Source organism: Arthrobacter sp. Rue61a (assembly GCF_000294695.2).
Classification (GTDB): Bacteria; Actinomycetota; Actinomycetes; order Actinomycetales; family Micrococcaceae; genus Arthrobacter; species Arthrobacter aurescens_A.
This window is the reverse complement of sequence record NC_009453.1, coordinates 26,656-47,660: the sequence shown is the minus strand read 5'-3', so window position 1 is coordinate 47,660 and position 21,005 is coordinate 26,656. Positions and strand designations below refer to the sequence as shown.

Genomic DNA, 21,005 nt, shown 5'->3' with positions numbered 1-21,005 from the left:
GGCCGGCCACCTTCTTGTAGAGCTTGGGAAGGTCATCATTACGTGTGTTGTGCCGCCGCGTGACTAGGCGCCGGCCGTGGCTGAAGTCGACGGTGGGGCGGTCTGAAGCCGGCTCTTTTCAGCAGGGGAAAGAGCCTTGATCTTGCTGGCGAGTTGGGTGATTCGTGCGGTGCTTAGTCCAAGAATCGGAGCGATTTCTTCGTGGACCAAACCGGCGTCGCGCATCTTCATTACCGCAGATAGACGCTCGTCTTCGCTCTCCTTGGTCAGCGCGTCAATCTGCGCCGAAATCTGGCGCATGCGCTCCAGGTGCGGCCGCGCTGTGAACGGAGGTTCGATTTCCAGCTCGACGACCACGTCGCGGACTTCCACGTTTAGCTTCTCGGCCGCGAGTGCGGCGAGGGAGCGGCGTAGTTCGGGCATTTTGCTGGCGGCTGTTGTGACAGGCGGTTCGTGGATGGTGCCGGTCCAGCCGTTGCCGCCGAGGGATGCGGTGCCTTTGATGACGGTCGTGCTGGGCGTGTGGGGGTAGGAGCCGCCTTGGGGTTTGCCGGATTTGATCCATTGTGCGAGTTTGTTGCCGTCGTAGCGTCGGGCGCGTTCGCCTGGGGTGCGGGGGGCGCGTAGGTCTCCGGCGGTGTTGTTGAGGCCGCTCATGACTGATTTGAAGTAGGCCTCGGAGAATCCGGTGATTTTGGCTGCTTCTTCTAGCGTGAGCGTGCTGGGGATGTCCTCGAAGGGCACGTTTTCGAAGGTCATGGTGCTCCTGGGTTAGGTGGTGGGCGTGGTGTGGCGTTGAAGGGTTGCGGCTGCGGGTTCCCTGGCGTTGTGTGCGGCTCTGGTGGCTTGGGAGGAGCAGTTGGTTACGGCGGTTATTTCGTATCCTGTGGCGGCTTCCTGGCCGTCGAGGATGTGCCGGGCGGCTGTCGCTATGTAGTCCGGGGACGCGGCGATTGTCAAGAGTGCGCTGTCGGCGGTCGTTGCGCCCGGGCTGATTTTTCCGGAGGTGTTCGAGAAGGCGCGGACGGCTTGGTTGGCTGTCCCGGCGGCGACGTCGAGTGGGCCGGCAGGGGTGGTGCCGAATCCGGTGGAGGATTCCATCAGGGGCTCCTAGTAGTTGCCGGAAAGGAGTTTCCGGGCTCTGGCTATCTGGGCTTTTGTGTAATGGTCCGGGATCCTTCCGGGGCAGATGTCGGGGTGTGTGCCGGCGCTACTGAATGCCTGTTCTTCGGGGAGGGCGTGGCCTGGATTCCATAGGCATGTCTCGCAAACAACCTGATAGACGCAGGGGGTGTTGGTCGAGAGGATTCTCATCGCGGCCGCCTATCGGGTCTTCCGGGAAGGCTCGGGAGTTCGCCGCGGGATGCGACCTTGCCGGAGATCCGGTTGACCTCGACGGTCAGGGCGAAGTGCTGGGCCAATTCAATCTCTTCCTGCTCGGCGGATCAGTGAATTGATCCTAATCAGATTTTCAAAACTTTTGCCAACCGCACGCCTCGGACGGTCGGCGCTCACTGGGCCGCCTCCATGGCGAAGGCTGCAATGACGGCTTTTGACGGTGGCTGTGTGCAGCTGCTTGGTTTCCTCGTCCTGCGCCTCCCAAGGGGCCGCGCCGTCGATGAGTGCATCCCAGGAATCGACCGTGACCTTCTCGACCACGGCCGACTGTTCCGGCACAGCATCAGCAGCCCTAATGGACTCTGCTGCCACGTGGTCTGCGAGCCGGGCCACCCACGGCGCATACTGCATCGGCATCGCGGCCGCCGCGAGCGCGCGGGCTTTGATGGTCGCGGCATTGGTTCTGGTTTCCGTGGATCACGGCGGGTTCCTTCGGTGGTCGGGGCGGCCGATGTGGCGGGCATGGTCGGGGAGTCGTTCTGGGTGGTCAGTGGGCGTGGCCTTCGATGCCGTTGGCGCTGAGTCCTTCGGTAAGCATGGTCCGGGCCCAGGAGCGCACATCGGCCTCGATGGCGTCACGGCCCTCCAGTCCGAAATTCAGCGTCCAGTCTTCTTCGGAGATGACAACTTCGGTGTTCAGGTTGATGATGAGCATGCGGGCTCCTGTAGTGCTGGTTGTTGGGGTGGGCCGCGCCCGCCGTGGTGGCGGGCACGGCCCAGATTCCTTGGCCGGCGGGGCGGCCGGGGAGTCTAGGGGTCAGCCGGTTTTGATGCCGTGCTTCTTGTTCACCTTCGCCTGGAAACCGTCGATGATTTCCTGGGCGGGCTTGCCGGTGCGCTCCTGGAGCTTCGCGGCCATAGCCTGGATGGCGGCGGTGCCTTCTGCCTTTGCGCCGTAATAGACCTGGTTATCCATTTCCCGCATGATGGTCAGCTCCACGGCGCGGATCGTCTTGAAGTTCTCCCACATGCCGTGTTCGCGCATCTTCCATTCGCTGCCGTCTGCGTTGATGGCCTTGACCAGCTTCGCGGCCCGAGCTTCGGCTTTCGCCTGCTCTTCGGCGGCTTTTTCTGCGCGCTCCTTCTTGTGGATCGGAAGCTGGGACGGGCGGTCTACGGGGGCGGACGGGTAGCAGACTGTACAGGCCTTTTCGCCTGCGAGCGCCACAATGTCAGCTTCGGTCTTGCCGCTGTACTCCGGGAGCCAGTACAGGACTGTGTTCCAGCGGAGGGTGGAGCATTTGCGGGAGCGGTGGAGGTGGCCGCCGGGGACCAGGAAGAAGCGGGTCCAGGGTTTTGCGCGGTAGATCGCTTCCAGGGGTTCAGCTTTCTTGTCCAGGATGGCGATGACGGCTTTGGCGTCGGTGATGGTCTTTTCCAGTTCGACGCGGCGTGTGGGGTTGCGCTTGACGTAGTCCATGTCGAGCTGGCGGTTTGAGCGTTCGATGGCTGCGATGGCACCGGAATATGGTTCGTAGATCTCAGCGAGTTTGGTGTCGATGTCGCGGGGCGTGTTGTTCATGCTGTCCTCCTGGGGCGTTCCGTCCTTGGCCATAAGGAAACCATAACAGCATTCCTAAAATTTTTACCAATACCATTAGGGTAAATTTTTGGTTGTCGATCCGCCCCGAGCACACGACGTTGGCCAATTGGGAGCTGGTTGGGCATGCCTTCCCCGGTTCACTCCTACCCTGGGGTTGTCGTGCAGTCCGTGAGGATTTGGCGGGCGCGGTCGTGTTCAGCCGGGGTCATCCAAAGCCCGTAGTTGGCTTTCACGGTGACGATGCCGACGGCGTAGTGGCACCAGTTATCACGAGCCGGGGGGAGCCAGGTGGCCATGTCACTGTCGCCTTTGGAGCGGTTCGCGCTGGCGGATGTCGCGGCGAGGTTGGCGGGGTCGTTGGCGAGCTGTTCCCGCTTCGCCTGCTCCCATCCCTGTGCGCCTTTCTGCCAGGCGTCCCCGAGGGGGACAAGATGGTCGATGTCCACCTCTGAAGCGCCTCCGCGTTCGAAGTGGATCGTGGTGCCGGTGTAGGGGTCAGCGAGATCCCCGGAGAGAACGACGCATTCATTCGTGCCGGCCTTGAACGTCTTGCCCGTGAGGTCGCGGGTCAGGATGTCGTTGCGCTGGTCGCAGCCGTCCCGGTCAATGTCCTTCCATGCCGGGCCGAACTGCGAGCGCTCGTATCCGGTCTTTGGTGCCCGCCCTTTGGTGGCAATGGTGTCCAGCTGCGCGAGCGCGGCGGCCGTGACGTCGGCGCTGATGGCGGGTGTGGCCGGCGGCGGGTTTGTAGAGGCGGCGGGAGGGGCCAGAGCGGTGTTCAGGGAGCAACCGGACAGCGCGAGCGCTGCCGCTGCCAGAAGGGGGCGAGGCGTACTGCGCGATTCATGGCTGGTTCTTCCTGGTCGCTGCGGGTTCGAGCTGCGGGAGCTGCTTGGTGAGCCAGGCGAGCTGCTGGCCGATGCCGAGTCCTTGCATGGGAACCTGAAAGGGCCACTGGCAGGGGTGTAAAACAGTCTGGTACCGGGCGCCGGCCAGGGTGACCAGGGGGACGCGGGGTGTGTCGTCCAGTTCGGCGGCGAGCTGTTCGCGTACCTTGTCGGCCCATTCGTTGGCCTGGGTGGTTGTGGAAAGTTTCAGGTCGTAGGGCTTCACCACCTGATCCGGTCTCAGCAGCCCGTGCTTGGCGCTGAGGATGTACCAGGATTCGCAGGGTCAGTTCGGCGTACGCGGATGCTTTGCGGAACAGCTGGGATGTGTAGAGTTCCCGGGCCGGTGCGGGTGGGGGAGTTTGGATGAGGCGCAGCTGACAAGACCGATCCGGTTCATGATTCCTTTTCGCCTTCGCTGCTGCCGGTGGTTTCGAGAAGGTGCGCTGCGTACAGGGCCTGATAGGCCCGCGCATTCTCGTGTGCCGTCCGGATGAGGGTTTCGAGCTTGCCAGGTTTCGCATGGCGCTTGATGGCATCGGCCAGCTCTGTTGCCGCGTGGGCTGATTCGGTGCGGGCCTTCAGAACATCGCCAAGGGACGTTTTCAGGGCGCGTGCCGTGAGCTTGCGGATCTCATCGGGAGTGGCCCACCTGTTCGTGTAGCCGTCACCGCCCGCCTTGGACATGTGGAGCTGCTTCGGCGCGCCACTCTCGTCGTAGTCGATGTGGACGATTTCCCATATGGTCTTGCCGCTGCCATAGGTGCACGTCATGCCAGTTGCGGGGGTGAGAGTCTGAGTCATTGGTTTGCTCTTTCTGTTCGGGACGGCCGCGCTCACCGGGGGCTGCGAGCGCCGCACTGGATTGATTGCTAGGTGTTGGTGAGTGTTGATGTCCCCCACGTCAGGTCATGGCCTACGGATATCGCCTCCAAGGCCAGTTCCGATCTGATCCGGCCGTGACTCTCCCACTGACGGTGGGTGAAGGGGCCGAATGCCAGGATGCGGTCTCCCTTGCGGAGGCTGGCGGCGGCGTTCGTGGCGAGTTTTCCGGTCAGCTTCACGGTGAACCACTGGGTTGGTCTGTTGGGGGGTGAGTCCGTGGCGGGGTTAAAGGCGCGTCCGGTGCTTCCCATCATGAATGAGGCTGTGGCCTCCTGAGAGTGGTTTTCCGGTGTGCTCTGCACGTCGCTGGCTATGAAGCCTCTGAGGGTGACGTCAATCATTCTGTGCTTTCCGTTCCGGGATGATTTGGGGCGGTGGGCTCCTGGTCTGTGCTGCTGGGAGGTGCATCGAGTTCGTCTCGGATGGCCATGTCATAGCCTTTGGTGAACTCGCTCATGACGCGGAGGGCTTTGGGGTCGCCCACCTGGAGGCCGGCGATTGCTTCCTGGACATGTGCATTGAGGGCCGGGGCGCGATGTTCACCGTTTGCGTGGGCCGCCTTGCCGAGATTGATAAAGTTCATTTCCCTGGCTTTCGTTGTTCCGATGTGAGGAGCTGGGCGGCGGGCGTCGTGCCCGCCGCCGTGAGGGTCTTAGATGGCTACCTCGGGGTAGAGCGGGGCGAGCCGTTCGCGCTCAGGGAGGCTGAGCAGGTGGGGGTAGGAGCGGATGATTTCGGCGGCGTCCATCATGTAGTTGTCCACGAGTTCGGGCTCGACATCGGCCCAGCTCGTCATCCACGGGTAGGGGAGCTGGGCCAGTTCGAAAGCGAGTTCGGCTACCTTGTCCCCGTATTCGGTGCCGAGGCCGATGCCGCCGATTTCCTCAGCCGTTGCGGTGGCTTCCGGCAGGGGTGAGCGGGTGTCGTAGGCGGAGCTGAAGCGGCTGTACGTGACGCCTTCGGCCGATGTGCTCATGCAGTGCTGGCCCGTCTCCAGAACGGTCACGGATACCCGTGTACCGGGAGGGAACCGGCGGCCGTCCCCTCCGAAGGAGATTGCCCAGAAGGTCAGGGAGCGGGTGGTGACTGCCGGGAAGGTGGGGGTCTGGGTTTCGGTGGTGGCCATGGCTGTGGTTCCTCTCGGGTCGGGGGCCCCGGGCCCTTGCCGGGCCGGGCGGTGGTTCTGTGGCGGGTTAGGCGACGTGGCGGGCGGCGAGTGCGGCGGCGGCGTTGACTGCGGAGCTGAATGAGGTTTCCCAGTTGTGGCCGTCTGCGGGGAAGGCGTAGACGACCATGGAGAGGCTTTCCACGATGTGGCCCGCGGTTTCGCCGTTGGCGGTGACGGTGCCGTCTTCATCGACGGACCAGTCCACGCGGATGTTCTGGAGGATCGTGTGGGCGGTGGTGGTGCCGGTGATACGTTCCATGGTCTTCGTCCTTCCCTCGGTGCTTCGGTGTGCCTAGACGGCGCTGGGAGTGTCGCGGAACTGTTCTGCCTTGCGCTGGCAGGCATACAGTGCGGACTTGTAACCGGTGGAGCCGGGAGTCTTCTCGGCTTCCTCCAGCTCAGCGGCGATGTCTGCGGCGATCGCGTCCAGCTCCTCGGTGGTGAAGTGCTTGCTCATGGTGTCCGTCCCTTCGGTCTTCCCTGCTGCTAAAACAACGATAACGTTATTTACAAAAATTTTGCAAATAGCGTTATAGAAGATTTCTGGATAGGGTTAGTCCTCGTGCGGGAGCATGATGGTGATGACCGGTTCACCGGCATCCCCGGGCCCACAGTGGGCCACCAGCTCCAGCTCCGTGGGTTCCAGTGCGTCCGGATCGTTGGGCACGCGGTAGAGGTTGAACGGGAGGCGGTCGCTCGGTTCGGCGTGGCGCCCGCGGCTGCGGCGGATGGCAATCGAGGCCATAAACAGCACGTCCCACAGGCGCCCGTCTTCGTCCTGAATGCCGTGGTTTTTCTCGTCCCAAGTGACGGCCTCGGCCCATGCTGCGGAGGTCAGGGCTACGGGGATAGTGAAGCGCGCTTCCGTCGCTTTGGCGCCCGCGTCAATCAATATGCCGTCTGCGATGGCAGCCTCCCGGGTGTAGCAGTGGATGACATCGGCGGCGGTAAACAGTTCGTTCATGGCTGGAGTCCTTCGTGTGTAGCGGCGGGTGTGTAGGGGAGAGCCGGCTACCGGCCCTCCCAGGACTACTGGGCGACGGGGGCGAAGCAGATGGCCAGGTTGCGGCAGTGTTCGGCCGCGAGCAGACGGATCCGGGCTGACGCGGAAAGTGCCTGGATAACCAGGGAGTCGGAAGCGGCCGCAAGGCGGGCTTGGGCCTCATTCACCAGACCTTCGGCAAGCTCCGTGTTCCGGGCGGCCAAGCTGCGGTACAGCTCGGACCGCTCACTCTTGGGAGTGAGCGGGGAGACAGCCACCATGGCTGCGAAAGCTTCACCGTCGTAGCCCGGCAGGCTCCTGGCTTCTTCGTGGATCTCGGGGAAGCTGCGCATTTTCTCTCCTTCGCGGGCTGGTCCGTAGCTGATAAACCAACACTAACATTATTAATAAAAGTTTTACAAGCCTGATTTGCAAAATTGTATTGAGCTTGGCTAGGCTGGATCCAGAAGGGCAAGGGAACGGCATAAGGCTGGAGCCGCCCACCAGCCAAAAGGGGAAGCAATGCGGGCATTTATCCGACACGAACACGGACTCGTTGACGCCGGCGAAGTCATCGAAATCGACAATGCGTCCAGCTATGGCGGCGTCGTCATGGTCAGGACTTCCGCAGCCCGGGCGGACGTCGACGGCCACGTAGTGGCCTGCATCCTGAACCCGGAAGCAGCACTGGAGCGGCACGTGGACCACACCACGGACACTCATGACGCCGACCTGAAGGCGTCCGCGAAACTGGCCGAAAACCTCGCCCACGCCATCGGCAGGGCGCTTCGGTTCGCCAAGTACAACGAAGAACCCACCGTCATTGACTACAACCGGGAAACGCACGGCTGGACGGTGACGGCACTTTCACTCACGGCCTCAGAACCCGCCATCATCAACTAGCAGTCAGGAGGGGTGGTCTCGGGCCCGGGGACACCATTCCTGCCCGTCGCCGCACACATGAACGAGGACAGGCGCATGCGGCCGATTCTGCCCCCGGCCGGTACTGTCCAACTATCGGGGCGATTGGGGAAGGGAACCGGGTAGGCCATGTTCGACGCGGAAGATCACAACGGCAAGCCAGTGGAAGCCGACAAGCTCTATACAGCGAGTCTGCGAGAAGGTAAGGATTGACTGGCAGAACGAAAGGCCGAGGGTTTCCGGTGCCCGGAGTGTAAGACGCCGGTTTTTCTTTGTCAGCAGCGGACTGTCTGGCGGCGGCAATTCCCCATATTTCCGAGTCGGCAAAAAGAGGCCCCACACTCTGAGTTCCTGCGGGGCAACGATCCAGGGAAGCCAAGGAACGAGCAAGGCCGGCCCGACAACGCTAACGCCGGGTGTTCGAAACACCGGGCGGGTGAAGGCCGTCCGATACGAACCGCTTCAACCCTTGTTTATGTCAGGGACCGTATCGGGAGGCGGCGGCGGCACAACCGGCGGGACCGGCGGAACCGGGGCCGGCACCAAGTACACCGACGGCGGCGGAGCCCCAGGCAACCAGCAGACAACCGGCCTCCGCGCCCACCTCCGAAGCCTCCGGAACCTCCCGGACTACCCCAACCCGGATATGAAGTTGGACGTCGCAGGGCGTGGCGAGGTCAACGCTGCGGAATACTTTTGCCGTTTTGAAGATGCAACCGATGCACACGCCACTCCAGTGCGCGACGGCAAGGCCCGGCTCATGGCCTATTGGGGGGTTATCACTTGGCCGAACGAGGGAAACAGTCTGTTCCTGAACGGGCAGGGTATGGCCGTCCTCCTGCCCAAGAAGACGGCGAAAACCTTCCTTGAAGCGTTGGGAGTGTCCGATCCAAAGCAACTTAGGAACTGCCACGTGATCGCCGAAGGCCGACTAGAGCTGGGCCAGGGCGGGACTCGGTACGTTCGCGTTGACGACACAACCCGGATGGCTGTTCTGCCCCCGAAAACCCCGTAGGCCCCCTGACTGAGTTGGCGGTCCACGGTCCTTCTGCTGAACCGCGTCCGGGGTGGCGTACGAGTCAGAAAGTTCTGACCTACCAGTTCGGAGCTTGGTACGAGTCTGGAAACACGCCCGCGACACGGCGGGACAGCTTATTTAGGTCCGCCTCCGTTTCCCTGAATCGGATCACGTGTGGCCCCAGTTGGTTGACCCCTTCCGGTCCCTTCGCCACGAGGGTGCGCGCTATGATCCTGCCCAGCCGATCCAACTCTTCGTTGAGTCGCTGCCACTCCGCCCGCTCGAATTTGAAGTGCTTCATCATTTCGGGGTCAGTGCCGCATTGTGTGCAGCGTCCCCTCGGGCCCACATCAGTCATCATGGTCACATAAATGCCTCTTTGGCCGGCCCGCCACTGACCATCCATGATCGAGCACCATTGAGTGTGGAACGGTTTCCCGGTTCGCGTGACGTCCACCTGCCCGTCACCTGCCACAGGTGAACCGTCGTCACGGTGGCTTTGCGGATCAGCACGAACGAGCGGACGTTCCTTCGCCCGGTGCTCGGCTTTCGCTTCTTCCTTGAGTCGCCGACTTTCCACCCGCTTCTCCGCCCGTTCCAATTTAGAGCGCTTCTTCCCTTCAGGGTCTCCTGGTCGCATTGCGGGCAGCGTCCCCGCAGGCCCACATCAGCCATAATGGTCACGTAGATGCCTCTATTGGCGGCCCGCCAGTGGCCATCCATGGTCGGGCACCATTGAGTGTGGAACAGCTTGCCCGACCGGGTCACGTACGCCTGCCCTTCACCGGCGACAGGTGACCCGTCGTCACGGTGGCTTTGCGGCTCAACGCGGACGAGCGGACGTTTCTTTGGCGCGCTGTGGTCGGCTGTCACTTCTTCGTGCGTGGTGCTCACAACCCGTTCCTCTCCTCATGACCCCTGCCATATTTTTCCATGACGGGGAGGTGTACCTCCACGACGCCCTCCAATGGCCTGCAGGAGCCTCTTTGGCGCCTAGGATCTCCTTCAGCTGGGCCGTAGTTCACGATGGCAGCTTCTCCTCCCACTATTCGTAAGCGAACTCAAGACAGCTAAATCCCTACTCGACCATTTTGGGACGGGTGAGCACCGTCTGCTTCACACCGTTGTACTCCTCGTGATCCTTGACCTTGGCGGTAAGTGTGATTTCCTCGCCCTGCTTCACTTCCCACGCCCAAGCGGCCGTGGTGAACATTTTGGCTACCGTGGCGCCGGACTCCACCACGACAAGCATTGACGTTCCATAATCAGTTTCGACCGGCAAGAGAGTGGCAACTGTCCCCGTAACCGTCAGCTTCTCGCCCACAGTCCCCGAATACCGGGATTCGGCCCGCGTCTTCCCCTGGGCTTCCTTGCGCGCGCGCTCGCCAATCATCTTTTCGTAGGCCGCGACGGCGGATGCCACGATGCCCATGTGGCGGGCTTCCACGAAAGGGGCACGGAGGCAGATTTTGAGGTTCGTGACGTAATCGCCCTGCCCTTCCAGGTTCTCCAGGAGAGCGGGAATGATGGTTTTGGCCATGTCCGTTGCTGCGGGGATTTCAGCGGCTACGTCGTGGCGTACCTCTGCGGCGGACTTGTCGCGGCCGTAGAGGTACTTTTCCACCAGGGAGCGGGTGCTTTGGCGCCCTTCCCACGCCGCCGAGGCCGGTACCCAGCCGTAGATCCGGCTGATGGCCCATGCCAGGGCAACCACGGTTTCCGGGGTGTCCTCCGGGGCCGAGGCCAAGCCGCCGATGAAGCCGCCCAGGTCTTCGGTGAGGTTATCAACGCTGATGAAGACGGGCTTGCCGGCCCATCCTGTGAAGTCCTTGATGCAGCTGGAGCCGACCTGCACAGTCTCGCCGGTTTCGACGTTGCGCACCAGGTACGTGTACTTGCGGTTGCTGCGGATGGACTTGCAGTGCTGGCACCGGCCGGCTTCCAGGGCAGCACGGTCCACTCCTGACTCTTCGATGCCGGGCGCTGAGCGAATGACGAAGTCAGCCCCGTCTACGGTCTCCACGGTGTCTACCGCGGCCAGGAACGTCCAGCCGTTGTAGCAGGGGGCCTCTCCGGTGATTTCCGTGTCCACGACGAGGTGTGTCCGATTGAGCCCGGCCTGGTCAGTCTCGGTGACTTCACGCGTGCTGCCAGTGACCTCGATGCGGCCGGTAAAGCCGCGCTTGGTGACACGGGCGTTGATTGACGCAGCGCGCTCTGCGGTTGCGGCGTACTCGGCGGGTGTGAGGATCCAGGACATATTCAGCTCCATTCCTTCTAACGTAACTCTAATCTTATTTATAAAAGTTTTGCAAATGGCGTTAGAGTATTCTTGGAATGAACCGAACGGAGAGGAACCTGGAATGCTGACCATCACTCACACCCACGCCGAAGGCACCATGATCGAGGGCACCACCAAGGGCGACGGAACCGCCGCCGTCCTCAAGAGCTGCGGCTGGCGCTGGGGCCGCTCTATCGCCTCCTGGTATGTCCCGCACAGCCGTGACAACCTCCCCAAGGCCTTCGTCATCCGCCGCACCCTGACTGCCTTGCGCGAAGCAGGATTTGAGGTGACAACAGACCTCAGTACCGACATTCGCACCACGGCAGAAGTCGAAGCCGAGAAAGCTGCCCGCCAGGAGGATCGGGTGGAGGCGCTGAACGCGAAGGCTGACCGCCGCTCTGCCAAGGAGGATGCTGCCTGGGAGCGGCAGCGCCGTGACATCGCACGCCTGCCCGAAGGCGGCGAGCCGATCAAGGTCGGGCACCACTCCGAAGGCCGCCACCGTGCTGCCATCGCCCGCGCGGACCGCAGCATGCGCGCAGCCTCCGAGGCGTACGCAGAGGCCAAGGAAGCTGCAGAGCGCGCCGAAGCCGCCGCCCACACCACGGCGGCCCGCCACAACCCCACGACCGTGGCCAACCGCATTGAGCGTCTGGCCGCCGACATCCGCCGCGTAGAGCGCGCCATCGTGGCAAACACCTACGACGCAGAGCACGGCTACCGCCCCGCCACAGAAGCCGAGAAAGAGGCACGTGCCAAGAGGTACGCACCCCGCCTCGCCGAGATGAAAGACCAGCACGCCTACTGGGCCGCCATCCGCGCCAAGCAGATCGCCAGCGGCCGCGTGGCCGACCACGGCAAGGACACCATCAGTGTCGGCGACTACGTGAAGGTCAGCGGCCAGTGGCACAAAGTCGCCAGGACCAACGCCAAGACCGTGGCCCTCGAAACCGGCTACTCCTGGACACAGAAGGCCCCCTACGCGCACATCCAGAAGCACTGCACAGCCAAGGAGGCAGAGAAAATTCTGCAGAAAACCAAATAGGACTCCACGGGAAGGCCCGACGATACCGGGCCTTCCTGCCGCCTCTTCCCTACAGTGCACACACAATAGGAGGGGACAATACTCCCGAGTTCCCATCGAGGCTGAGCGGGAACAGGAATGTCAGACTGGGCGCATGGACTGGTTGTCGTGGTTGTCGTGGTTGCCTGGCGGAGTGGTGTTGGAGCAGATCCTGAAGTGGACGGGCGTAGTTCTCGCGCTGCTGGGAGCCGTGTTGTCCACGCCCCACGGCACGAAGCATCTCTTTAGGGACATGCGGGAGGGTTTGCGGAGGGCAGTCCATGGTGCGTGGGACTTCATCGGCAGAATCGTTCCTCCGTGGCGGCGCAGAGTGCCTGCGACGGTGGTGGCGCCCACGGCTATTGCTAGTGGCGAAGCCTTCGGTACGCTCACGACTTCAATGTACAGCTGGACACCGGAGGCAGACATCGAAACTCGGGTAGATCAGCTCAAGAAGCGAATGGATAACCTCACGGCAGAAATGGAGGCCCGATTTGAACGTACCTTCAAATCCATCAACGATCACAACAGTGAGCTAGTACGGCTGGAACAGCTTTGGAGGGAGACCAAAGCTGAATTCATGGAGCGCCTGGCGGACAACGACAAGAAATCCGCTCTTGTCGACGCTGCAGGTTTGCCCGTAATTGCTGCGGGTGTGTTCTTGAGTGGCGTACCCGCGGAACTGGCCGTATTTCCCGCTGTTGGATGGGTGTTTTGGCTCGTGGGTATCGGAGTGTTGATCTGGGCGTTTGGCAAGAGTAGAAGAGGTGGGGCCTGGAAGGGATGAGTTGAACTCCGCATAGCGTGAGCGACGACGGGCACAGGGCCTTGAATGCAACAATGCAGCATGGCTTTCACACCACTGCACCGCGCCCTCGGGCTCGAACCCTCAACTCTCGACTATGGCGACACCCAAAGGCCTGAAGGCACAGACCCTGCGCGGTGCGACGGAAAAGGCCAAGAGCCTGGGTGTGGAGGGTTCACCGGGCATCCCAGTGGGTAAGACTGTGCTTGGTAAGCAGATGGTCTTCGGGTCCTGGAAGACATGCACATTGACATCTGGGGCCCACGAACGGGTAAAACCACCTCCCGTGCGATCCCCGCCATCCTCTCCGCACCCGGTGCCGGGTCACCTCGAACAAGCGCGACATCGTGGACGGCACCCGCGACGTCCGGGCTGCGGACGGCCCGGTATGGGTCTTTGATCCGCAGGCCGTCGCCCTGGAAGAACCGACCTGGTGGTGGAACCCGCTGTCCTACGTCACCGACGAAGTCCGGGCCGCCCGCCTCGCTGACCACTTTGCCTCCGGCTCACGTGGGCCCGGAGCCCAGACCGACGCGTACTTAGACCCTGCCGGGCAGGACCTGCTGGCCGGCCTCCTGCTCGCGGCCGCCCTCGCTGACCTTCCCATCACCCAGGTGCACACCTGGCTGACCGACCCCACCGACGACGCCGCGGTGCCGATCCTGATGGACCACGGCTTCACCCAGACCGGCAACGCCGTCCAGTGCGTGATCAACCTCCACGACAAACAGCGCGGCGGCATCTACGGCACCGCCCTGCAGATGGCGTCCTGCCTGACCAACCGGCAGGTCTCCCGCTGGGTCACGCCTCTTGGCCCGGCTGATGACCGGCCGCAGTTCGACCCTGCTGCTTTCGTCCGATCCAAGGGAACGCTGTACAGCCTCTCCAAAGAAGGCAGGGGCACTGCCGGCCCTCTGGTCACCGCCCTGACAGTGGCAACCGTGGAAGCCGCCGAAGAACTCGCCGTCCACTCCCGCGGGGGCCGCCTCGAAACACCGATGATTGGCGTCCTCGACGAGGCAGCCAACGTCTGCCGCTGGCGCGAACCCCCGAACCTGTACAGCCACTACGGCTCCCGCGGTGTCGTCCTGATGACTATCCTCCAGTCCTGGTCCCAGTGCGTGGAAGTCTGGGGCCGGGAAGGCATGCGGAAACTCTGGTCCGCGTCCAACATCAAGGTCTACGGCGGCGGCGTCGCCGAAGCCGAATTCCTCAACGAGGTTTCCCAGCTCGTGGGGGGGGGGGGGCCGGTACTCCAACATGACCAAGAGCCGGTCAAGGCAAGGGGTCTCCTACAACTACGACAACGACCGCAAAGAACGCACCCTCGACGTCTCCGACCTCGCATCGTTCCCCCGCGGCCGCGTCATCATGTTCGCCTCCGGCGCACCCGCAGCGTTCCTCGAAACAGTGCCCTGGATGGGCGGCAAACACGACGCCGAAATCCGGGCATCCATCGCAGCCCATGACCCCTCCTAGAGGACAACGACCAAGACAGCCGACGCAGAACCGGTCAATCCCTGGGTTACCGCCGCAGCCTCAAGCAAAGGGATCAGCCAGTGAGTGATTTGGGGGAGTGGGACGACGACCCGGAGCTGCCTCTCGAACCATCAGGATCCCCGGAGCCGGCAGAAGCTGAACCCGAACAGGGGGCGGAACTGGTGTACCCGGACCTGGTCACTTCGTCCAGGAAAAGCTCTCCCCGGCCTACCGGCGCAGCCTCAGCGGAACAGACCGAACATGGTGCCCATCCTGGTGGAAACACGAAGAAGCCATCAGTCGCCTCGAAGCACTCTGGCGGTCCTGGGAATTCCTCCGCCTCGACGGCTCAACGGGCATGAGCACCTGGTGGCGCGACCATGCCGACCACCACATGGGAGTCCTACTCTCCGCAGACGGGCCGTTCAAAGGATGTAAACCCGTCACCGGCGGACACGCAGCAAACAAACTAAAGCCGCTCCCGTGCGATGCACCCCCCGCGGGGCTCTTTTGAAGCAAGCCAGTTTCCAGGGGGTTAAAGGACTCTAGCTGTTTCCGAGTTTATGGCGGCACAACGAGCTGTCCACAGTTGGGGTCAATCCGGGTTATCCACGGCTGGAATTCGGGAGCCATTGGGGTAGCTCCCTCAGCAGCGGTAGCGGTGGATAACCCATCAGGATTGTCCCCTGCTGTGGCCATTGACAGGTCCTACCTTCGGCCAAGGACACGTCACCCGGCCAAGAACAATGGACATTTTGCCAACGGCACTCGGTTGGCAGTCTCTGGTTGGTCGAGGATTCAGCGAGACAGGGTAAGCCGACATAAAGTCTTGCTTATGACGAGCCTATTTCTCTCGCACTCAAGCGACGACAAGCAGTTGGTCCGACAGGTCATGTCGGAGTTGACCTTGATGGGAGCAGCGCCTTTCTTCGATGAGGTTGGCGTTGCCAACGGAGCATCCATCCCTGGCTGGATTGAAAGCGCCCTTGCCGTGACCGACAAGTTCGTCATCTTCTGGTCGTCAAACTCTGCAGAGTCAGACTGGGTGAAACGGGAACTGGAAGCTGCTCAATGGGCTTTCAAGTCTGAACCGGAGCGGCTTCTTATCGTTATTCTGGACGATACGCCTCGGCCGCCGATGCTGGCCCCGAAGAAATATATAGACGGCCGCGAGGGCGTCGATGCGGTAGCCCAGGAACTCTTGGACTTAGTGCGGCCAGCAAAAATGCTCATGGCAATTCAGCAGACTTTGGAGACCTGGGGCATCGAAACAACGCTAATACCCGGTTACGGCCCAATAGTAGGCTGCCCCTTCTGCGGTGCGGACTTGCGTCATATAAAGGCCTCCAGCGAGTACATCTTCGACGACGAATATGTGACCGTCTACTGCACCAATTCCCCTTGCACTTGGTCAGACACCAACGAAGTGTAACCCTGCAAAAGAATTGAAGCCCCAGGGCTGCGACATCTAGCGATCAGGGATGCGTCGCACTTGTCGACAGACTCTTGTAGCCGGGCTCTTCCAGACGATCCACTGTCAAATATGGGTCTGAGTCTCGTCACTAGTGGTGTACGAGAATGGCCATCTGGCCCCTATTCTGACAACGTTCAGCTGCTTCCATGACGTCAGGTTGGGGTGTGCCCTAGATAGACAAGCTTCCCGCCCATGAGCCGAGTTCTCCAGTTCGTTTGAGAACGCTCTAATGTTGTGCAACAGATGCTTTGGGTGGTTAGCGGCACTAGCGGTTGGTTAAGAGCTTGGTACACTGTGCCCGCCCGGCTCTGGCATGGTTATGACTCTTGCATAGCCTCTGAGCGCTGGGCGGTGCTACCAGGATTGTTGTTCGTAAATCATCCCGAACGGCACCGAGGAGCTGAGTTCAACGGTGAAGTTGTCCGGGCTGTTCCTGGTGACGAGGATTCCACATCTGCTTCCGGCTAGGGACTCCGCTTTCAAGGTGTTCACTGCGTCCCAGAGTTGTTGGTCCATGCTGGCGCGGTTGATTGCAGTGACGGCTATGGAGTTAGTCTGTGTGGGGGTTGTCATTCCTGTCCTTTCGGGATGCATTGTGATGATGCGAGCCGGTGTGTTGCGGGAGCGGGGTAAGCCAGGTCAGCTCAGAGCCGGTTCCCAATGTGGCCGGTCAGCGATGAACACGCGTCCGTACTCGGCGTTGATGTGCTGGCTAAGGCCGTTCTGGTGAGAGAAAGAGTTTGATTCTTGGTTCCAGCCGCACCGGCCGGGAAAGCTGTCCCTAGCTGTGGTGGCGCAGAATTAAGGCGGTCCACGTCTTCGACCCCTCGCCGCCTCTGCTGAGTAAGGCAGGCCGGGCTACTTCCGGAGTCTTCCGTGCGAGGCAGTCATGACTGGGCAGGGCTCAGCGCTATTGGTTTGTTGCGATGGAAGAGAGCTTATGGCAGCTAGAAATTGAGCTGGCCACGGTTGTGCAGTTGCCGAGCTCTGGGGAACGTTAGCAACGGTGACGGTACCGAATGCAGCCACCGCTCCATTGCTGTCTTTGTGGGCGTGCCCGTAGACCTCAAATGCATAGGTAAGAGACGATCGGCCCATATGTTGGATGCCGATAGAAGCAGTTATGCGCTGTCCGAACCACAGCTTTGCCGTGTAGGTAACTGACTGGTGCACACGGGGGGCGCCGGGAAAGTACCCGGGCAAATTCACCGAACGTGAAAGCTCCGCCTCTGCCGCTTCCACCCAGCGGATGACCGCAGAATTGTGCTGGTGGCCTGATGCGTCCGTGTCCACCCACTCCACCGTCCGTTCAACCGCAGCGTCGATTGGTTGTGCGGCAATTTCCACCCTGACCTCCAATCCATGAGTGTAGCTTTAGTGTTTCTAGAGGGGCGTTCCCGAGAAAGCCCTCAGTGCTCATTCCATGACGACCGTCATCCTAAAAGTATATGCTTGTTTTGATGAAGCCTTAGGGCGCGGGAAGCGCGTATTTTGATCGCTTTTGCGCGGCTGCTGCGGGTTTCCTCGAGCGGTGTGTCGGTGAGCCTTGTGCAATTGAATCGTTCAGCCTGCACTGGAGCGGTACCGTGAGGAGAACGAATTTCGAAAGGTGGGGGTCGAACTATGCCTGACTCTGCGAATGACTTGGCGCCTATGCCGCGGCATCAACACCTCATCGTCACGGTCTACGGGCTGTACTCACGAACCCATGACGGCGGTTTCGCTGTATCCGATCTCATCCGGTTGCTGGGAGATCTGGGCGTCGAATCGGCCGGGGTCCGATCGTCGGTTTCGCGGTTGAAGAAAAGAGGAGTCCTCTCCAGCTTCCGTCAGGGGGGTGTCGCTGCCTACAAGTTGGCGCAAGGGCTTGAGGATGTGTTTCGCGCCGGCGATGAGCGTATCTTCGCTAGGCGACGAGCCAAGAAAGGCGATGATTGGATTCTCGTCTCCTTTTCTGTTCCCGAGGCGCACCGCCACCTCCGGCACAAGCTCCGGACGATTCTTACCCGAATCGGCTGCGGGCAGGTTTCCCCTGGTTTGTGGATAGCGCCGGGCAACCTTTCGGATGAAGTGAGTCAGCAGTTGGATCGCGCTGGACTTATGGAATACGTGGATCTGTTCAAAGCGGCGCCTCTTACGGATGATCAGATCCGGGCGAAGGTCGGGCAATGGTGGGATCTTGCGTCACTCGAGGCGCTTTATAACGAGTTCATTGAACGCTATGAAGCAGTACTTGAGCGTTGGCTGACCGTTGACGTCACGACGGATCAGTCCATCCAGGAGAAATTGGCTTTCTCTGACTATGTACCAATGGTTACCCAGTGGCGGCGACTTCCCTACCTCGACCCGGGATTGCCGAGTGAGTACCTGCCGGAAGGGTGGAGTGGATTGGCAGCCGAAACTCTTTTTGCTGAGCTGCATGCGGCACTCGCTCCGATGGCAGAAAAGTACGCCAGCTCTGTGGTGGGTGGATCGTGGGCCGACGATTAGCGGAGCGTGACAGGGGTGCTGCAGCAGGGAAGATCCTGAGCCCTCCTGACGTGCTGAACCGGTGAACCGGGAAAACCGCTAGTTTCAAAGGTCACGTGATCTCGAAAGGATTGCACAATCATTTCGTCCGCCGCGGGTGCGCTTTACTGCTGTTGAATTACCTGTGCGGTGGCTGGTTGCCCCGGCGCCACTAGGGCTGCCGGGGCAACGACACTTACTGGACCAGTGCAGGTGTGCCGGCAACGACTCCCGGGGTCCAGCGCAGGTGACCGTCGGGAACGACGGCGTCGGGTTCCTTGAGGAGGGAGAGTCGCGGCCTTACTGCGTCCGTCCGGGCGCTTGGCGGCTTCCGGCTGCCAGCTTTGAACTGGGGAATCCAAGCGGCACCGGGACCCCTGTAGCCTTGCTCGGCGGCGGCGTGCAGTGTCCACTGGGGGTCGTAAAGGTGGGTGCGGCCGAGGGCTATGAGGTCGGCACGTCCGGCGAGCAGAACGGAGTTGACGTCGTCATAGGTGGAAATGGCGCCAACGGCGATGACGGCGACCCCTGCAGGGGCTGCTACTTCCTGGCGGATGCGGTCAGCATACGGTGTCTGATAGCTACGTCCGAAGGCGGGTTTCTCCTCTTTGGCTACCTGGCCGGTGGAAACGTCGATACCGTCAGCTCCGTGTTCGACAAAAGCCCACGCAATTGCGACTGAGTCATCCGAGTCGTTGCCGCCTTCAATCCAGTCGGTGGCTGAGAGGCGTACGACCATGGGCTTGTCCGCGGGCCAGACGCACCGGACGGCGTCGAAGACTTCCAGGGGGAATCGCAGCCGGTTTTCCAGGCTGCCACCGTATTCGTCGGTCCGCTGGTTAGCGACGGGTGAAAGGAACGACGACAGAAGGTATCCGTGGGCGGCGTGGAGTTCAAGCAGGTCGAAGCCTGCTTCGTGGGCACGCCGGGCCGCGTCAACGAAGTCGGCCTTGGCTTTGTCCATGCCCGCACGGTCGATTTCCCGCGGGACTTGGCTGTTTGGGCCGTACGGCAGTGGCGAGGGCCCGACGGTTTCCCAGTTCCCTGTCTCCAGGGGTTCGTCGATGCCCTCCCACATGAGGCGGGTGGAGCCTTTGCGGCCGGAGTGGCCTATTTGCGCCCCGATTTTTGCAGTGGAGCGGGCGTGGACGAAATCGACGATGTTCTTCCAGCTGTCCCGTTGGTCATCGGTGTACAGTCCGGAGCAACCTGGGGTGATGCGTCCTTCCGAGGAGACGCACACCATTTCTGTCATGACCAGTCCGGCGCCACCCAGGGCTTTGGATCCGAGATGGACGAGGTGGAACTCGCCCGGGTTGCCCTCGGAGGCCGAGTACATGTCCATCGCTGAGACGACGACGCGGTTTTTCAGTTCCAGACCTCCGATACGGTACGGCTGGAACATGGCTGGCGCAGCAGCGGGCAGTCCTTGGAGCTCGGCGAATTTCCGGTCGACTGCGTCGGCGAATTCGGGGTCGCGGAGGCGAAGATTTTCCTGAGTGATGCGCCGGGACCGGGTTAGCAGGTTGAAGGCAAACTGTGTCGGGTCCTGGTCCTTGTACTGGCTTATCCGTTCGAACCACTCCAGTGATGCCTGGGCAGCGCGTTGGGTGGACTCAACGACGGGACGCCGTTCGCTTTCATAGGCAGACACGGCATCTTCAAAACTTGGATGCTCGTGCAGGCATGCTGCCAGGGCCAGAGAATCCTCCATCGCCAGCTTGGTGCCGGAACCGATGGAAAAGTGCGCCGTATGGGCAGCGTCACCAAGCAGGACGATGTTGCCGTGCCGCCAGCTCCGGTTGCGGACAGTGGTGAAGTTAAGCCACTTGGAATTGTTTGCGAGTACGTCGTAGCCCTTGAGTTCCTCGGCGAAGATGGAGAGGATCTTGCTGATCGCCTTCTCGTCGGAGACGCCTGGAGGGAAGATTTCATGTGCTGTCTCATCGAAACCAGCGGCCTGCCATACGTCTTCGGACATTTCCACAATGAAGGTGGATCCTTCGTCGGAGTAGGGGTACCCGTGGATCTGCATCGTGCCGAATTCGGTCTCTTTGACGAAGAACTTGAAAGCCTCGAAGACCTGGTTCGTGCCCAGCCACATGAACTTGTTGGGGCGCTGATCGAGGCTGGGACCGAAGGATTCCGCGTATTCGCTCCTGATTTGGGAATTGATTCCATCAGAGCCCAGAACGAGGTCATACCCTGCTTCAAGTTCAGCGATGGGCGGTGCAGGGGTGCTGAAACGGACGTCTACGCCAAGTTCCAGGCAGCGCCGCTGCAGGAGTTCAAGGAGTTCTTTCCGGCTCATGGCTGCGAAACCTTGGCCACCGACGGTCAGTGTTTCACCGCGGAAATGAATGTCTATGTCAGACCAGCGGGCGAACCGGCGGCTCATGTACTCGGCCACGACAGGATCTGCGTTGCATATGCCACCGAGTGTCTCGTCTGAGAAGACGACACCGAATCCAAAGGTATCCGAGGCTGCGTTCCTCTCCCACAGTGTGATGTCGTGGGTGGGGTCGAGTTGTTTCATCAGTGTGGCGAAATACAGGCCGCCGGGGCCGCCGCCGACAATTGCGATCTTCAT

25 protein-coding genes and 2 pseudogenes are annotated in these 21,005 nt (G+C 61.4%); 8 read left to right on the top strand and 19 right to left on the bottom strand.

Annotation, left to right across the window (positions count from 1 at the left end; genetic code table 11):
- Nucleotides 1-63: 63 nt before the first annotated feature.
- The 14 genes from ARUE_RS23030 to ARUE_RS22970 all read right to left on the bottom strand — a co-directional run bounded on the left by ARUE_RS23030 (nucleotide 64) and on the right by ARUE_RS22970 (nucleotide 7,216).
- A complete protein-coding gene (locus ARUE_RS23030) occupies nucleotides 64-759 on the bottom strand; it encodes a hypothetical protein (RefSeq protein WP_011928023.1) in 696 nt (231 codons plus the stop codon).
- A gap of 12 nt (nucleotides 760-771) precedes the next feature.
- Nucleotides 772-1,101 (bottom strand): hypothetical protein, encoded by a 330-nt coding sequence (locus ARUE_RS23025; RefSeq protein WP_011928022.1) that lies wholly within the window; start codon nucleotides 1,099-1,101, stop codon nucleotides 772-774.
- A 784-nt stretch (nucleotides 1,102-1,885) separates the two neighbouring features.
- On the bottom strand, nucleotides 1,886-2,053 hold the full coding sequence (locus tag ARUE_RS24390) for a hypothetical protein (protein ID WP_162486287.1): 168 nt from the start codon (nucleotides 2,051-2,053) through the stop codon (nucleotides 1,886-1,888).
- A 102-nt stretch (nucleotides 2,054-2,155) separates the two neighbouring features.
- The gene (locus ARUE_RS23500; RefSeq protein ID WP_162486286.1) at nucleotides 2,156-2,920 is read right to left on the bottom strand and encodes a hypothetical protein; all 765 of its coding nucleotides are present in this window, start codon (nucleotides 2,918-2,920) and stop codon (nucleotides 2,156-2,158) included.
- 164 nt (nucleotides 2,921-3,084) lie between these two features.
- Nucleotides 3,085-3,549: an HNH endonuclease family protein gene (locus tag ARUE_RS24895; protein WP_502691488.1), complete on the bottom strand. Its 465-nt coding sequence runs from the start codon at nucleotides 3,547-3,549 to the stop codon at nucleotides 3,085-3,087.
- Nucleotides 3,550-3,784: 235 nt separating this feature from the next.
- Nucleotides 3,785-4,096, bottom strand: coding sequence for a DUF6884 domain-containing protein (locus ARUE_RS23495; RefSeq protein ID WP_502691487.1), 312 nt, complete (start codon nucleotides 4,094-4,096; stop codon nucleotides 3,785-3,787).
- A gap of 128 nt (nucleotides 4,097-4,224) precedes the next feature.
- Entirely contained in the window at nucleotides 4,225-4,632 is a 408-nt protein-coding gene (locus ARUE_RS23000) for a hypothetical protein (protein WP_043472075.1), read from the bottom strand.
- 68 nt (nucleotides 4,633-4,700) lie between these two features.
- Nucleotides 4,701-5,054, bottom strand: a complete 354-nt coding sequence (locus ARUE_RS22995; RefSeq protein ID WP_011928016.1) for a single-stranded DNA-binding protein — start codon at nucleotides 5,052-5,054, stop codon at nucleotides 4,701-4,703.
- Nucleotides 5,051-5,296 carry a hypothetical protein gene (locus ARUE_RS22990; RefSeq protein WP_043472072.1) on the bottom strand — a complete coding sequence of 82 codons (246 nt, stop codon included), beginning with the start codon at nucleotides 5,294-5,296 and terminating at the stop codon, nucleotides 5,051-5,053. Before ARUE_RS22990 ends, ARUE_RS22995 begins: the two co-directional genes overlap by 4 nt.
- Before the next feature lie 69 nt (nucleotides 5,297-5,365).
- The gene (locus tag ARUE_RS22985) at nucleotides 5,366-5,839 is read right to left on the bottom strand and encodes a hypothetical protein (protein WP_011928015.1); all 474 of its coding nucleotides are present in this window, start codon (nucleotides 5,837-5,839) and stop codon (nucleotides 5,366-5,368) included.
- 67 nt (nucleotides 5,840-5,906) lie between these two features.
- The gene (locus ARUE_RS22980) at nucleotides 5,907-6,140 is read right to left on the bottom strand and encodes a hypothetical protein (protein WP_043472069.1); all 234 of its coding nucleotides are present in this window, start codon (nucleotides 6,138-6,140) and stop codon (nucleotides 5,907-5,909) included.
- A gap of 33 nt (nucleotides 6,141-6,173) precedes the next feature.
- Nucleotides 6,174-6,338, bottom strand: a complete 165-nt coding sequence (locus tag ARUE_RS24385) for a hypothetical protein (protein ID WP_162486284.1) — start codon at nucleotides 6,336-6,338, stop codon at nucleotides 6,174-6,176.
- 96 nt (nucleotides 6,339-6,434) lie between these two features.
- Entirely contained in the window at nucleotides 6,435-6,845 is a 411-nt protein-coding gene (locus tag ARUE_RS22975) for a DUF6573 family protein (protein ID WP_011928014.1), read from the bottom strand.
- A 65-nt stretch (nucleotides 6,846-6,910) separates the two neighbouring features.
- Nucleotides 6,911-7,216 carry a hypothetical protein gene (locus tag ARUE_RS22970; protein ID WP_011928013.1) on the bottom strand — a complete coding sequence of 102 codons (306 nt, stop codon included), beginning with the start codon at nucleotides 7,214-7,216 and terminating at the stop codon, nucleotides 6,911-6,913.
- A 169-nt stretch (nucleotides 7,217-7,385) separates the two neighbouring features.
- Between ARUE_RS22970 and ARUE_RS24380 the strand changes: the two genes are divergently transcribed.
- The gene (locus ARUE_RS24380; RefSeq protein WP_043472066.1) at nucleotides 7,386-7,766 is read left to right on the top strand and encodes a hypothetical protein; all 381 of its coding nucleotides are present in this window, start codon (nucleotides 7,386-7,388) and stop codon (nucleotides 7,764-7,766) included.
- A gap of 493 nt (nucleotides 7,767-8,259) precedes the next feature.
- The gene (locus ARUE_RS22960) at nucleotides 8,260-8,799 is read left to right on the top strand and encodes a hypothetical protein (protein WP_043472063.1); all 540 of its coding nucleotides are present in this window, start codon (nucleotides 8,260-8,262) and stop codon (nucleotides 8,797-8,799) included.
- Between the two features lie 366 nt (nucleotides 8,800-9,165).
- On the opposite strand, the gene ARUE_RS24375 is transcribed toward ARUE_RS22960, so the two are convergent.
- Nucleotides 9,166-9,696, bottom strand: a complete 531-nt coding sequence (locus ARUE_RS24375; RefSeq protein ID WP_043472058.1) for a hypothetical protein — start codon at nucleotides 9,694-9,696, stop codon at nucleotides 9,166-9,168.
- A 184-nt stretch (nucleotides 9,697-9,880) separates the two neighbouring features.
- Complete coding sequence (locus ARUE_RS24545; RefSeq protein WP_011928009.1) at nucleotides 9,881-11,062, bottom strand: hypothetical protein; 1,182 nt, start codon at nucleotides 11,060-11,062, stop codon at nucleotides 9,881-9,883.
- A gap of 103 nt (nucleotides 11,063-11,165) precedes the next feature.
- Between ARUE_RS24545 and ARUE_RS24890 the strand changes: the two genes are divergently transcribed.
- The 5 genes and pseudogenes from ARUE_RS24890 (at nucleotide 11,166) to ARUE_RS22925 (ending at nucleotide 15,865) form a co-directional block, all read left to right on the top strand.
- Complete coding sequence (locus ARUE_RS24890) at nucleotides 11,166-12,131, top strand: DUF3560 domain-containing protein (protein ID WP_011928008.1); 966 nt, start codon at nucleotides 11,166-11,168, stop codon at nucleotides 12,129-12,131.
- Nucleotides 12,132-12,264: 133 nt separating this feature from the next.
- Nucleotides 12,265-12,936: a hypothetical protein gene (locus ARUE_RS22935; protein WP_011928007.1), complete on the top strand. Its 672-nt coding sequence runs from the start codon at nucleotides 12,265-12,267 to the stop codon at nucleotides 12,934-12,936.
- A 139-nt stretch (nucleotides 12,937-13,075) separates the two neighbouring features.
- Nucleotides 13,076-14,433: pseudogene (locus tag ARUE_RS22930) on the top strand (type IV secretory system conjugative DNA transfer family protein); the annotation flags it as partial.
- A gap of 259 nt (nucleotides 14,434-14,692) precedes the next feature.
- A pseudogene (locus tag ARUE_RS24885) lies at nucleotides 14,693-14,947 on the top strand (DUF4913 domain-containing protein); the annotation flags it as partial.
- A 321-nt stretch (nucleotides 14,948-15,268) separates the two neighbouring features.
- A complete protein-coding gene (locus ARUE_RS22925) occupies nucleotides 15,269-15,865 on the top strand; it encodes a toll/interleukin-1 receptor domain-containing protein (RefSeq protein WP_043472052.1) in 597 nt (198 codons plus the stop codon).
- Nucleotides 15,866-16,261: 396 nt separating this feature from the next.
- On the opposite strand, the gene ARUE_RS24360 is transcribed toward ARUE_RS22925, so the two are convergent.
- The gene (locus ARUE_RS24360; protein WP_043472049.1) at nucleotides 16,262-16,480 is read right to left on the bottom strand and encodes a hypothetical protein; all 219 of its coding nucleotides are present in this window, start codon (nucleotides 16,478-16,480) and stop codon (nucleotides 16,262-16,264) included.
- A gap of 285 nt (nucleotides 16,481-16,765) precedes the next feature.
- Nucleotides 16,766-17,200, bottom strand: a complete 435-nt coding sequence (locus ARUE_RS23950; RefSeq protein WP_286140418.1) for an acyl-CoA thioesterase — start codon at nucleotides 17,198-17,200, stop codon at nucleotides 16,766-16,768.
- A 330-nt stretch (nucleotides 17,201-17,530) separates the two neighbouring features.
- Between ARUE_RS23950 and ARUE_RS22915 the strand changes: the two genes are divergently transcribed.
- The gene (locus tag ARUE_RS22915) at nucleotides 17,531-18,397 is read left to right on the top strand and encodes a PaaX family transcriptional regulator (protein WP_011928003.1); all 867 of its coding nucleotides are present in this window, start codon (nucleotides 17,531-17,533) and stop codon (nucleotides 18,395-18,397) included.
- A gap of 214 nt (nucleotides 18,398-18,611) precedes the next feature.
- Here ARUE_RS22915 and ARUE_RS22910 read toward each other — a convergent pair whose 3' ends face one another.
- The gene (locus ARUE_RS22910; RefSeq protein WP_011928002.1) at nucleotides 18,612-21,005 is read right to left on the bottom strand and encodes a bifunctional salicylyl-CoA 5-hydroxylase/oxidoreductase; all 2,394 of its coding nucleotides are present in this window, start codon (nucleotides 21,003-21,005) and stop codon (nucleotides 18,612-18,614) included.

Excerpts from the sequence above, each read along its gene's own strand:
- ARUE_RS23030 (WP_011928023.1), bottom strand. The coding sequence starts at position 759 with ATGACCTTCGAAAACGTGCCCTTCGAGGACATCCCCAGCACGCTCACG.
- ARUE_RS23025 (WP_011928022.1), bottom strand. The coding sequence starts at position 1,101 with ATGGAATCCTCCACCGGATTCGGCACCACCCCTGCCGGCCCACTCGAC.
- ARUE_RS24390 (WP_162486287.1), bottom strand. The coding sequence starts at position 2,053 with ATGCTCATCATCAACCTGAACACCGAAGTTGTCATCTCCGAAGAAGAC.
- ARUE_RS23500 (WP_162486286.1), bottom strand. The coding sequence starts at position 2,920 with ATGAACAACACGCCCCGCGACATCGACACCAAACTCGCTGAGATCTAC.
- ARUE_RS23000 (WP_043472075.1), bottom strand. The coding sequence starts at position 4,632 with ATGACTCAGACTCTCACCCCCGCAACTGGCATGACGTGCACCTATGGC.
- ARUE_RS22995 (WP_011928016.1), bottom strand. The coding sequence starts at position 5,054 with ATGATTGACGTCACCCTCAGAGGCTTCATAGCCAGCGACGTGCAGAGC.
- ARUE_RS22990 (WP_043472072.1), bottom strand. The coding sequence starts at position 5,296 with ATGAACTTTATCAATCTCGGCAAGGCGGCCCACGCAAACGGTGAACAT.
- ARUE_RS22985 (WP_011928015.1), bottom strand. The coding sequence starts at position 5,839 with ATGGCCACCACCGAAACCCAGACCCCCACCTTCCCGGCAGTCACCACC.
- ARUE_RS22980 (WP_043472069.1), bottom strand. The coding sequence starts at position 6,140 with ATGGAACGTATCACCGGCACCACCACCGCCCACACGATCCTCCAGAAC.
- ARUE_RS24385 (WP_162486284.1), bottom strand. The coding sequence starts at position 6,338 with ATGAGCAAGCACTTCACCACCGAGGAGCTGGACGCGATCGCCGCAGAC.
- ARUE_RS22975 (WP_011928014.1), bottom strand. The coding sequence starts at position 6,845 with ATGAACGAACTGTTTACCGCCGCCGATGTCATCCACTGCTACACCCGG.
- ARUE_RS22970 (WP_011928013.1), bottom strand. The coding sequence starts at position 7,216 with ATGCGCAGCTTCCCCGAGATCCACGAAGAAGCCAGGAGCCTGCCGGGC.
- ARUE_RS24380 (WP_043472066.1), top strand. The coding sequence starts at position 7,386 with ATGCGGGCATTTATCCGACACGAACACGGACTCGTTGACGCCGGCGAA.
- ARUE_RS22960 (WP_043472063.1), top strand. The coding sequence starts at position 8,260 with ATGTCAGGGACCGTATCGGGAGGCGGCGGCGGCACAACCGGCGGGACC.
- ARUE_RS24545 (WP_011928009.1), bottom strand. The coding sequence starts at position 11,062 with ATGTCCTGGATCCTCACACCCGCCGAGTACGCCGCAACCGCAGAGCGC.
- ARUE_RS24890 (WP_011928008.1), top strand. The coding sequence starts at position 11,166 with ATGCTGACCATCACTCACACCCACGCCGAAGGCACCATGATCGAGGGC.
- ARUE_RS22935 (WP_011928007.1), top strand. The coding sequence starts at position 12,265 with ATGGACTGGTTGTCGTGGTTGTCGTGGTTGCCTGGCGGAGTGGTGTTG.
- ARUE_RS22925 (WP_043472052.1), top strand. The coding sequence starts at position 15,269 with ATGACGAGCCTATTTCTCTCGCACTCAAGCGACGACAAGCAGTTGGTC.
- ARUE_RS24360 (WP_043472049.1), bottom strand. The coding sequence starts at position 16,480 with ATGACAACCCCCACACAGACTAACTCCATAGCCGTCACTGCAATCAAC.
- ARUE_RS22915 (WP_011928003.1), top strand. The coding sequence starts at position 17,531 with ATGCCTGACTCTGCGAATGACTTGGCGCCTATGCCGCGGCATCAACAC.
- ARUE_RS22910 (WP_011928002.1), bottom strand. The coding sequence starts at position 21,005 with ATGAAGATCGCAATTGTCGGCGGCGGCCCCGGCGGCCTGTATTTCGCC.